The 9,998-nt window shown below is 70.9% G+C and carries 10 protein-coding genes; 7 read left to right on the forward strand and 3 right to left on the reverse strand.

Annotation, left to right across the window (positions count from 1 at the left end):
• Positions 1-89 precede the first annotated feature (89 nt).
• From AB1578_18515 to AB1578_18540, 6 genes are all read left to right on the forward strand, one after another.
• Positions 90-1,547 (forward strand): right-handed parallel beta-helix repeat-containing protein, encoded by a 1,458-nt coding sequence (locus AB1578_18515; GenBank protein ID MEW6489889.1) that lies wholly within the window; start codon positions 90-92, stop codon positions 1,545-1,547.
• A 534-nt stretch (positions 1,548-2,081) separates the two neighbouring features.
• Positions 2,082-2,468 carry a hypothetical protein gene (locus AB1578_18520; GenBank protein MEW6489890.1) on the forward strand — a complete coding sequence of 129 codons (387 nt, stop codon included), beginning with the start codon at positions 2,082-2,084 and terminating at the stop codon, positions 2,466-2,468.
• A 16-nt stretch (positions 2,469-2,484) separates the two neighbouring features.
• Positions 2,485-3,642: an ABC transporter permease gene (locus tag AB1578_18525; protein ID MEW6489891.1), complete on the forward strand. Its 1,158-nt coding sequence runs from the start codon at positions 2,485-2,487 to the stop codon at positions 3,640-3,642.
• On the forward strand, positions 3,635-4,351 hold the full coding sequence (locus AB1578_18530) for an ABC transporter ATP-binding protein (GenBank protein ID MEW6489892.1): 717 nt from the start codon (positions 3,635-3,637) through the stop codon (positions 4,349-4,351). Before AB1578_18525 ends, AB1578_18530 begins: the two co-directional genes overlap by 8 nt.
• A 153-nt stretch (positions 4,352-4,504) precedes the next feature.
• Entirely contained in the window at positions 4,505-4,876 is a 372-nt protein-coding gene (locus AB1578_18535; GenBank protein MEW6489893.1) for a hypothetical protein, read from the forward strand.
• Positions 4,873-5,604, forward strand: a complete 732-nt coding sequence (locus AB1578_18540) for a hypothetical protein (GenBank protein MEW6489894.1) — start codon at positions 4,873-4,875, stop codon at positions 5,602-5,604. The genes AB1578_18535 and AB1578_18540 overlap by 4 nt, the downstream gene beginning before the upstream one ends.
• Positions 5,605-5,740: 136 nt before the next feature.
• On the opposite strand, the gene AB1578_18545 is transcribed toward AB1578_18540, so the two are convergent.
• Together AB1578_18545 and AB1578_18550 are read right to left on the reverse strand one after the other, a co-directional pair.
• The gene (locus tag AB1578_18545; GenBank protein ID MEW6489895.1) at positions 5,741-6,019 is read right to left on the reverse strand and encodes a hypothetical protein; all 279 of its coding nucleotides are present in this window, start codon (positions 6,017-6,019) and stop codon (positions 5,741-5,743) included.
• 183 nt (positions 6,020-6,202) lie between these two features.
• Positions 6,203-7,237 carry a patatin-like phospholipase family protein gene (locus tag AB1578_18550; GenBank protein MEW6489896.1) on the reverse strand — a complete coding sequence of 345 codons (1,035 nt, stop codon included), beginning with the start codon at positions 7,235-7,237 and terminating at the stop codon, positions 6,203-6,205.
• Positions 7,238-7,686: 449 nt separating this feature from the next.
• Here AB1578_18550 and AB1578_18555 point away from each other — a divergent pair, with 449 nt between their 5' ends.
• Complete coding sequence (locus AB1578_18555) at positions 7,687-9,159, forward strand: YiiX/YebB-like N1pC/P60 family cysteine hydrolase (GenBank protein ID MEW6489897.1); 1,473 nt, start codon at positions 7,687-7,689, stop codon at positions 9,157-9,159.
• A 117-nt stretch (positions 9,160-9,276) separates the two neighbouring features.
• Here the strand turns inward: AB1578_18555 and AB1578_18560 are convergent, their stop codons facing one another.
• Complete coding sequence (locus tag AB1578_18560; GenBank protein ID MEW6489898.1) at positions 9,277-9,930, reverse strand: cob(I)yrinic acid a,c-diamide adenosyltransferase; 654 nt, start codon at positions 9,928-9,930, stop codon at positions 9,277-9,279.
• Between the last annotated feature and the right edge of the window lie 68 nt (positions 9,931-9,998).

Genomic DNA, 9,998 nt, shown 5'->3' on the forward strand with positions numbered 1-9,998 from the left:
TAACAGGGAACCGGGAACCGGGCACACCCCGAAGGGGAAGAACCGGGAGCGCCGGCGCAGGCGGACGATTCGACGAGAAGGCGCGCGACATGCCGAGAAAGAGCGGATTCGTGGGGCGATTCTTCCAGTTCTTCCGCTGGTACCTGGTGCTGCTGGCGCTGGCGGCCCACGTGGCCCTGGCGGGGGCGGTGGTGCTGGTGCTCGTCCTCGGCCCGGGGCGGTCCCTCGAAGCCGCCAAGGCTGCCGCGCGCAAGGTCAGGGCGCTGGCCCAGGGCGAGGTCGAGCGCCTGGAGAAGGCGCGAGAGGCACGCGTCGAGGGCCTGCTCGGGGAGGCGGTGCCGGACGTCTTCCGGTTTCGCGACCTGCCCGATGCCCGCTCCGCCACGCTCGGCTATGGGCGGGTGCTCACGGTGCGTCCGGGGGCCCCGTTTGCCCGCCCGAGCCAGGCGGCCCGAGCCGCCCGCAACGGGGACGTGATCGAGATCGCCGGTGGCGACTACCCGGGCGACACGGCGATCTGGTCCGCAAACGACCTCCTGATCCGCGCCGTGGGCGGCGTGGCGAGACTCAATCCGGCCGGCGCCGCGCTTCCCCAGCACAAGGCCATCTGGATCGTCCAAGGGAACAACATCCGCATCGAGAACGTGGAGTTCGCGCATGCCCGCAGCCGCGACAGGAACGGCGCCGGCATCCGCGCGGAAGGGGACGCGCTGCACGTGGTGTCGTGCTTCTTCCACGACAACGAGTCGGGGTTGATGACGAGCAACCACGCCGGGGCCCGGCTGCGCGTGGAGTACTCGGAGTTTGCCAGGAACGGCCACCCTTCGGGGCAGGCCCACCAGATCTACGTCGGGACCATCGACGAGCTCGAGCTCCGGGGCAACTACATCCACGAAACGCTGATCGGCTCTGCGGTCAAGAGCCGCGCGCGCCGGTCCACGATCCTGTACAACCGGATCGTGGACGAGGGGCGCGGGCGCAGCAACTACACCATCGACCTCTCCGTGGGCGGCGAGGCGTACGTGGTGGGAAACGTCCTCCAGCAGGGGCCGGCCACGGAGAACTACACGCTGGTCACCTTTGCGCCGGAGGGGCTGCGCTGGGATCGGAACCACCTGCTCGTGGCGCACAACACCATCGTAAACGACCGCTCGGACGGCAACTTCGTCCGCAACCACTCGCGGGAGAAGGCCCTCGTCGTCAACAATCTGCTCCTCGGGAAGGGGAGCCCGGCCGAAGGGCCGGCCGTGCTCGTGGGCAACCTGGTCGACGCCGGCAAGGGCTTGTTCGGCCGCTTCGACGCGTCGCTGGGAGGGCTGCCCGGCAGCGGCGAGAACCGGTTCGCCGAGGACGTGGAGGTCGCGGACCGGTCTTCGTACGATTACCGCCTCCGGCCCGGTTCGCCCGCGGTGGACGCGGCGGCGCCCCTGCCGTCCGACGCGGCGAAGACGTGGGAACCTTTGCACGAGTACCGCCACCCGTTACGGGTGGAGCTTCGTCCCATGGCGGGAGCCCCAGACGTGGGCGCACACGAGTACGCGCCGTAGCGCTCGGGAAGACCCCTTGCCGCCCCGCAGACCGGGATGCGCCGATTTGTGTTGACCGGCGCAAGGGTTGATCCGTAAAGTTTCCCACATGGGAAGTTCTCTCTTGCGCTGGACCCTTGCGCTCCTCCTCGCCTTCGCCGTGCCCGCCTGGGCTGCGGCGGCAGAGCTGTCTGCCGCGGACCGCCGCAATTGCTGCGGGGAGAGCTGTCCTGCCGGCGGCGAGGGGGCCGACATGGGGTGCACCTCGTGTTGCGGCCACGCCCTGTGGGTAAACCCCGGCGCGGCGCTCCAAGCCGCGGGTGAGGGGGAAGCCCCGGAATCTCCACAGCTCGCGCTCACCCCCCAGGCGTGTTCCTCCCCTCCGGAACGACCCCCCCGAGCTTCGTAAGTTTCCCGCCAAAGCCGGAGTTCCGCGGCTTCGCCGCGCCCGCTCTCCCGTGCAGGCCCTGCAGGAAAGTGTGTGACGGCGGGCGCAAGCCTGGATGCCCCAGGCCCTCGATCGGCTCCTACCCACCACCTTCGTGAGGAAACGCCATGAAGAAGAAGCACCTTCTCGCCCTTGCGGGCGCTGCCCTGGCCGTGGTCGCGGTGGCCGCCATCGCCGCCGTCAACCTCAAGAGCGGGCCCCTGCCCCTCCAAGTCAACGACGTGCGCTCCGACCCCGCCGCCTTCCAGGGGACCCTGACCGTCGTAGGCATCATGGCGGCGGTCTCCCCCACCGACCCGGCGATCTTTGGGGTGATGGACAAGAGCGAGCTCCTGTGCAACTCGCCCAACTGCAACAAGTTCTACCTCCCCGTGCGCTACGAGGGGCCCAGGCCGGCCCACGGCGACGAGGTGGAGGTGACGGGCACCTTCACCCACGGCGGGCGGCTCCTCACCGCCACCGCGGTGAAGACTCTGCGAAATCACAAGATCTAGGCCGGAGGGCAATCGAATGAACGCCAGCCGGCTCGTCTTTCGCAACATGACCCGGCGGCGGGGCCGCCTCGTGCTCACCCTGTTGGGGATCACGGTGGGCATCGCCTCGCTCGTCACCTTCCTCTCCCTGGGCGCGAGCCTCCAGCGGGAGATCCGCCGGGAGGCCCACGCCCTCGGGGCCGACCTGGTGGTGGCCCCCAAGGGCTCGTGCGCCTATGAGCAGGTCTCGATCCTCACGGGCGACCAGCTTCCGGTGACCATCACCATGGACGAGGTGCGCACCATCGCCTCCCTGCCGGGCCTCACCGCGGTGCCGCTGCTCACGGAGAAGACGGCGGTGCGAAACCGCCCGGTCCCCGTGGTGGGGACCGACCTCGCGCTCCTCTCCCGCCTCAAGGGCTGGCGTCTGGCCCAGGGGCGCCTGCCGGACCTCCCGGACCAGCCGGGGCTGGTGGCGGGGTCGGCCGCGGCCGAGGACGGCGGGCTCGGGCTGGGGGATACGGTGACCATCCGGGGCCAGGCCCTGCCGGTGCTGGGCATCCTGGCCGAGACCCGGTCCCGGGACGACACGGGCCTGTTCCTCCCCCTGGAGCTCGCCCAGGAGCTCTTCGGCGTGGGGGACCGGGTGTCTTTCGTGGCCGTGCAGGTGGACGACGTGAGCCGCACCGGCGATTACGTGCTGGCCATCCGGGAGGCGACCGCCCTGGGGGTGGTCTCCGACGAGCAGATGCTCCAGTCGGTGCTCTCGGTGGTGGGCACGGTGAGCTTCACCGTGCAGCTCATCGCCGCCGTGGCGGTGCTGGCGGCGGCCTTCGGCATCGTGAACACGATGCTCACGGCAACCTACGAGCGCCGCCGGGAGATCGGCATCCTCCAGGCCCTGGGCGCCCGCCGGGGAACCATCTTCCGCCTGTTCCTGGTGGAATCGGGTTGCTACGGCGTGCTGGGGGGCTTCATCGGGGTCGCAACCGGGGCACTGGCGTCCCTCTTCTTGGCCCCCTACGTGGGACAGAACGCGTTTACCGCCTTCGTCAAGGGCAGCGCGGGCGGCCTCGATCCGGCCACGGCGGCCGGGTCGATCCTCTTTTCTCTCGCCGTCGCCCTCGTGGCCGGGACCTACCCCGCCTGGAAGGCGGCCGGGCTCGCGCCCGTGGAGGCCATCCGCTATGAGTGACGTCGCCATCCGCGCCGAAGACGTGCGCAAGACCTACCAGAAGGGACGCATCCCCACCGAGGCCCTCCGGGGGGTGAGCCTGGACATCCCCCGGGGCGCCTTTGCGTGCATCGTGGGGCCCTCGGGGCACGGCAAGAGCACCCTCATGCACCTCCTGGGGGGCCTGGACCGACCCACTGCGGGGCGCATCTGGGTGGCGGGAGACGAGCTGACCGGCCTCTCCCACCACGCCCTGGCCGATCTGCGGGCCCGCCGCATCGGGTTCGTCTTCCAGTTCTTCAACCTGCTCGACGGGCTCACCTCCGCCGAGAACGTGGGGGTCGCCATGATGTTCGGCACGAGCCCCAAGAAGGAGCGGGCCGGCCGCGCCCGGGAGCTCCTGGAGCTCGTGGGGCTGGGAGAGAAAGCCGAAGCCCCGCCCTCGGAGCTCTCGGGGGGACAGCAGCAGCGGGTGGCCATTGCCCGCGCCCTGGCCAACGACCCCGAGATCCTCCTCATGGACGAGCCCACGGGGAACCTGGACTCGGAGTCGGAGGCCGGGGTCCTGGGGACCATCCGCACCCTCCACCGGCGCGGGAAGACCGTGGTGGTGGTCACCCACAACCCCGACATCGCCGCCCAGGCGGACCTGGTGTTCACCGTGCGCGACGGACGCCTGGCAAACACCGCCGAGCCCGAGCGCATGCGCGCCTGCGGGGGGGCGGGGTAGCGGCACCGCCCTCCGAGGGGCTCCCATTCCTGCTCCCCGGCGAGAAACCGGGGGGCAGGGGTTGGCCCGGCGCCCTCTTCCGTGCTATCCGTGGGTCCGAAGCGGGGGTCCCTTCCCTCCCCCCCTACCCCCCCCCAATGCGAGGAGGCACAGATGAGCGAGCAGCCGGGCATGCGGGTCTCGGATCTCCGGGTCGATCAGCAAAACCTCTACCGGGAGGAGCTCTTCACCGACCTCAAGGTGGCCAGCATCCGCAGGCTGACCCCGGTGAAGCAGGACGGCTCCCTCGACAAGACCCGGCCGGTCCTGTTCGTGGGCCAGACCCAGGTGATGACGCCCGCCGGCGGCCTGCCGGTGCAGGCCCGCCTCGACGCCCAGAACCTGCAGCAGGCCATGGAGCGCTTCCCCGAGGCCATCTCCGCTGCCATCGAGCACATGATGGCCGAGTTGCAGGAGCTGCGGCGCCGCGAGGCGTCGCGCATCGTCACGCCCCAGCAGGCCGGCGGCGGCATCATCCTGCCGTGAGGCGCTCCGGGCGCCTTGCGCTTGCGGCGGCCGCCCTGGGCTGGGCTCTCTGCCCTGTCGCTCCGGCGGGAGCCTGGCACGACGAGACCCACCTGGCGGTAGCCCGGGCGGCCGGCTACGCCAAGTGGTACCACGCCGCCGGGGCCGACATGGCCAAGCTCAAGGCGGGCGACCGCGAGGCCCACAACCACTACGTGAACCAGCCCTGGGGAACCCCCGTGACCCCCGCCCTCGTGCTCTCCCAGGCGACCCGGTACGACACGGTCGACCGGGACGGCCACCTCCACGGGGCCATCGTTGCCGCCCTGCGCAACTACGCGGCCGCACGGGCCCAGGGGAAGTACGGCGAGTACCACCTGGCCTTTGCCGCCCACTACCTGGGCGATCTCTCCATGCCGCTCCACAACGTGCCCTATGACGACTTCAACCAGAAGAACCACGCGGCCATGGACGGCGTGGTGAATCACGGCGTACTGGAAGGGTGGCGGGAGATTCGGGTCTACCCGCTCGCGGTGGGTTCCGAGGAGGACCTGGCCCGGGAGGTGGCGAGGGTGGCCAACCTCTCCATCGCGCTGGGCAAGAGGCTGCGAGCTCAGGACCGCCTCCCCACGCGGGCAGAGGCCTACGAACAGCTCTCCCACAGCGCCTCCCTCCTGCGGGCCGTGCTGGTCTGGACGGGGGCCCCCCGGCTCGCGCAGACAGAAAGAGTGCCGGCGGCGGCCCGGTGATGCCGTGCCGGGCTGGGGGAGAGGTGGGGCGACCAGGGGGGGAGGAGGGCTACAGGGAACGGCAAACCAGAAGGGCCGGCCTAGCCGCCGGCCCTTCTGGTTTCTGGATCATGCTCGCCCCGGGGCGCGGGGCGCCTCAGGCAGCGGGCGGGGTGAAGATCTTGGTGGCTTCCTTCAAGCCCGCCTCGCAGGTCTTCCGGGCGTCGGCGGCAATGCCGGAGGCCAGGTCCACCCACTCCTTCATGGCCTTCTGCCCCTCGGTCATGGCCGCGGCAGAAGTTTCGGTCCAGAACTTCAGCGCATTCTCCGCCTGGGCCTGGTACAGGGCGAAGCACTTGCCCGCCAGCTCCGCCTGAGCGGTCACACCGGCCGTCATCTTCTCCGTCGCCTCGGTCAATACGTCTTTCTTCGCCATGGGTATGCCTCCTGTAGGTGGTTGTTTGCCTCCATGGGGCGTACCCTAGCATTGCTGCGTTGCAGCGTCAAGCCTGCCTGGCGATTTTTCTCAGCAGCAAGCCAGACATCTTCGCCGGCACCGGTCTCCTGACCTCCCCGGCGGGCAGCCGTCCTTCTGCACTGCAACATCACGGCGGCGGCCTCACCCCACCCGGTTGACCGGCTGCTCCGCCGGGTCTTCGAACCACCGGAAGTAGGCCTCCGCGCAGTCGATCCCCGACCGGACGAGCTCATCCTTCTTGGCCGCGCTCAGGTCGAAGTCGGTGGTGCCCACGTCGAGGGTGTCGATGTGGAGGGTCCGTTGCCAGTCGTCGCCGTGGAGGTGCTGGTTTTCCTGCACCCGCATGAAGGCCCCGATGAGCGCCCGCGCGTACTCGGTGAACTTGCGGATGGGCTTGCCCCGGGGCTCTTCTTCGTAGCGGAAGAGAGCGATCTCCTCCCGGGTGTCGAGCCGAAGCCCCAGGGTCTGGCGGTTGTACACGTAGGGGCTGCGCCCGGGAAGCTCCAGGGCGAACCGGGCGTTCTCACGGTTGTAGTACTCGGTGGGTCGGGCCGCGTAGTCCTCTGCCGTGCGGTCGACGTATTTCTCCCGGTCGAAGAGCTTCACCGGGTAGTTGAGCACCACGCCGCCGTCCACGTACACGTCGTCGCGGGGCGGCCTGCGCACGGCGGCGAAGAAGAGCGGGATGGACATGCTGATCCGCACCGCCTCCGCCAGGGGCATGGCGCCGTGGCGCTCGGCGGAGAACACCTCGGCCCAGCCGGTGCTGAGGTTGGTGCCCACCACGTAGAGGTCGGGGCGCTTGGCAGCCTTCAGGTCGTCGAAGGTGGCTGTGGGCTTCCCAAGCTTCTTCCCGATCAGGTCGCCCACCCAGGTGGAGAAGAAGTCCCCCTGGTACCAGCCGAACTCCTTGGCCAGCCGCCGGATGTCGCGGATGACCCCGAAGGAGTCGTCCATGAACTGCTTGAAGGGAGTATCCGACAGGAGCTCGAGCTGCTCGGGAATCGTATACCCCAGGGCATACAACAGGGCGTTGATGGCCCCCGCGCTGGTGCCCCCCGCCCTGCGGACGTGGGCCAGGGCCCCCCGCTGCTCGAGCACCGTCATGGCGCCCACGTAGGCAATGCCCTTGACGCCCCCGCCCTCGAAGACCAGGTTCCGGAACTGGATCGACATGTGTGCCCTCCTTTCGCTCTGGGACTTGCCCGTCGGGCCTCCTATCTACCCGGGGGGCGGGGAGCCCGCAAGGCGAGACCCGTCTGCACGGAGTGGAGAGCTGCCTTGGCCAAACCGCCGAGAACCGGCACACTGTTGCCCCGAACTCGTGGAACACCGAAGCCTGGCACGACTGCGCCTCGGGCCGTCTGCACGCGACGGTCCCTGGCGCGTGTGACCGGTCGCAACCGAGATGGCGATCGGGGTCGGCGTCGATTTGGATTTCGATTTCGAATGCGATTTCGATTTGGATGGGGCATCCATCCGCCCCGCGGCCTCGGTGCGGGCCGCGACACAACGCGACGTATGGGCTTGGGACTCGGTGTCCCCGAAGATCTCCAGGAGAATGGACCAAGGTGCGCCCAACTCGAAAAAGGCGCGCGCGGTGGGCGTTCGCGGGCGCCTTGGCGGTGTTTGCGCTCGCCCTCTCGCAGCCAGACCAACCGCCCCGGGCCGTCGGGGCCGGAGGCCCCCTGTTTCGCTGGGACCGGGAGGGCCTCTTCCGAGACCTGGAGAGAGAGTTTCTCGAGGCCGCCGGAGCGAGCCCCGAGGAGGCCCGCGGCCGGGCCCGGGCTCGGGAAGCCGAGGGACGCGCCGTTCTGGCCCGCCTGGCCGGGGCCCCGGGAGTCCCCGCCCCCGAAGACCTGCTGTGCCTCGAAGAGGTCCAGTTTCGGCTCGGAGCGCTGGCCGCAGCCCATCGGGAGCTTCTGCCGCTGCTCGCGGGCTTCACGGCAGAGGCTCGGCTGGCCGCCCTCGACGCCGCTCGCCGGAGCGGCCCACCGGGCGTTCTCCCCCTGGATTCCCTCTACCGCGTCGTGGCCGGGGGCCGCGCCGCCCTGGACGAAGCCCTGGCCCAGCACGGCCCCGACGCCCTTCCGGCCCTACTCCCCCTGGGGGCAGTGCCCTCTGCCTCTCCCTCGGTCCTGGTCCACGGGGTCCGGGTGCACAGCGGGGACCTGCTCCTCTCCCGCGGAGGGGCGCCCACCTCGGCCCTGATCGCCCGGGGGAGCGACTACCCGGGGGTCTTCTCCCACGCCGCCCTGGCCCACGTGGACCCGACCTCGGGGCGGGCGGTCGCCGTGGAGGCGCTGATCGAGCGGGGCGCCGTGGTGAGCTCCCTGGAGGCCTACCTGGGGGACCCGAAGCTGCGCATCCTGCTCCTGCGCCTTCGCCCGGACCACCCGGCCTTGACCGGGCAGCCCGAACTGCCCCACCGGGCCGCCTCGGCCATGCTCGCCCGGGTGCGCGGCGGGCCGATCCCCTACGACTTCCCCATGGACTGGGAGGACCCCTCGGCGCTCTTCTGCTCCGAGGTCCTCTACCACGCCTACCGGCCCCTCGGGGTGGAGCTCTGGTCCCGGCGCTCGCGCATCTCGGCCCCGGGCCTGGCCGGCTGGCTCGCGGCCCTGGGGGTGCGCCACTTCACCACGCTGGTGCCCTCCGACCTCGAGTACGACCCCGCCCTGGCGCCCGTGGCGGAGTGGCGAAACCCGGAGGGCCTGGCGCGGGACCGCTTCGACAGCGCCATCCTGGACGCCCTCCTGGAGGCCGCCGAGGGCGGCGTCGCCCGGCTCGGTTACGCCGGGTGGGAGCTCCCCGTCGCGAGGCTGGCCAAGGGGTGGTCGGTGCTGGCGGGGGCCCTGGGCGCGGAGCCCCCCATCCCGGCGGGGATGTCGGCGGGGGCCGCCCTGCGGGTGCGGGCCCTCACCCGACGGGTCCACCCCCGGATTCTCGGGGGCTTGGAGGCCCGGGCGGCGCGCTTTCGAGAGCACCGGGGGTTCGAGCCGCCCTACTGGGAGCTCGTGGCCCTGGCACGGGAGGCGGTGGCGCAGACGGCTCCAGACCTGTACCCGGCCCTTCGGATCGCCCCTGCCGGCCCCTGACAGCTCGGACGCCGCCCCGCTGGGCGGGGCAGTCCACCACCAGGCAATTCGCGGGCGAGCCCGCTCTTAGGGGCCGCGCCCCTCTGCACTCGCGAATGACCTCAGGGAAACCGCAGGTCAGTAGTCGATCCCGGGTTGGGGCTCGATGTCCTTCTGGTAGGCGTGCTTCACCTCCCGGACCTCGCTGACCGTGTCGGCCCGTTCGATGATCTCCGGAGGCGCGTCCCGACCGGTGAGCACGAGGTGGAGAAGCGGCGGCTTGACGTCCAGGAGCTCGAGCACCTGGGGCAGGTCGAGGAGCTTGAGGTGGAGCGCGTTGTGGATCTCGTCGAGGATGAGGAGGTCGACCTCGCCCGACCCCATCTTCGCCCGGGCCAGGGCCAGGGCCTCCTGGGCGTTGGCCCGGTGCTCGCGCCAGGGGTAGGGGTTGCCCTGGATGCCGCAAAACCCCTTTCCCGTGGCCACGAGCTCGATGGGGCAATCCATCCGCCTCACCCCGTCCCACTCACCGGAGTAGAGGTCTCCCTTCATGAACTGGATGATGCACACGCGCAGGCCGTGGCCGCAGGCGCGCACGGCCAGGCCCAGGGCCGCGGTGGTCTTGCCCTTGCCGTGGCCGGTGATGGCCACCACGAGGCCCCGGCGTTCCTTGGGCTCGAGCCGCTGCACGACCGGCGGTGCGGACGGCGCGGCCTCCGGGGCCCCGGGGGCCTCGGGTACCAGCTCGCAGGAGGCGCCCTGGCCTTCCCCGCCGGGTACCGTCCCGCTCACGGCCCCCTCCGGAGAACGGCGCAGGCGATGCGGGCCCCGGCACCCCCCGCGGGGTCCGTGCGGTGGTC

It is taken from the genome of Thermodesulfobacteriota bacterium (genome assembly GCA_040756475.1).
In the GTDB taxonomy this organism is placed as follows: domain Bacteria; phylum Desulfobacterota; class Deferrisomatia; order Deferrisomatales; family JACRMM01; genus JBFLZB01.

Coding starts and splice junctions, on each gene's coding strand:
- AB1578_18550 (MEW6489896.1), bottom strand. CDS start 7,237: ATGTCGATCCAGTTCCGGAACCTGGTCTTCGAGGGCGGGGGCGTCAAG.
- AB1578_18525 (MEW6489891.1), top strand. CDS start 2,485: ATGAACGCCAGCCGGCTCGTCTTTCGCAACATGACCCGGCGGCGGGGC.
- AB1578_18530 (MEW6489892.1), top strand. CDS start 3,635: ATGAGTGACGTCGCCATCCGCGCCGAAGACGTGCGCAAGACCTACCAG.
- AB1578_18515 (MEW6489889.1), top strand. CDS start 90: ATGCCGAGAAAGAGCGGATTCGTGGGGCGATTCTTCCAGTTCTTCCGC.
- AB1578_18545 (MEW6489895.1), bottom strand. CDS start 6,019: ATGGCGAAGAAAGACGTATTGACCGAGGCGACGGAGAAGATGACGGCC.
- AB1578_18535 (MEW6489893.1), top strand. CDS start 4,505: ATGAGCGAGCAGCCGGGCATGCGGGTCTCGGATCTCCGGGTCGATCAG.
- AB1578_18520 (MEW6489890.1), top strand. CDS start 2,082: ATGAAGAAGAAGCACCTTCTCGCCCTTGCGGGCGCTGCCCTGGCCGTG.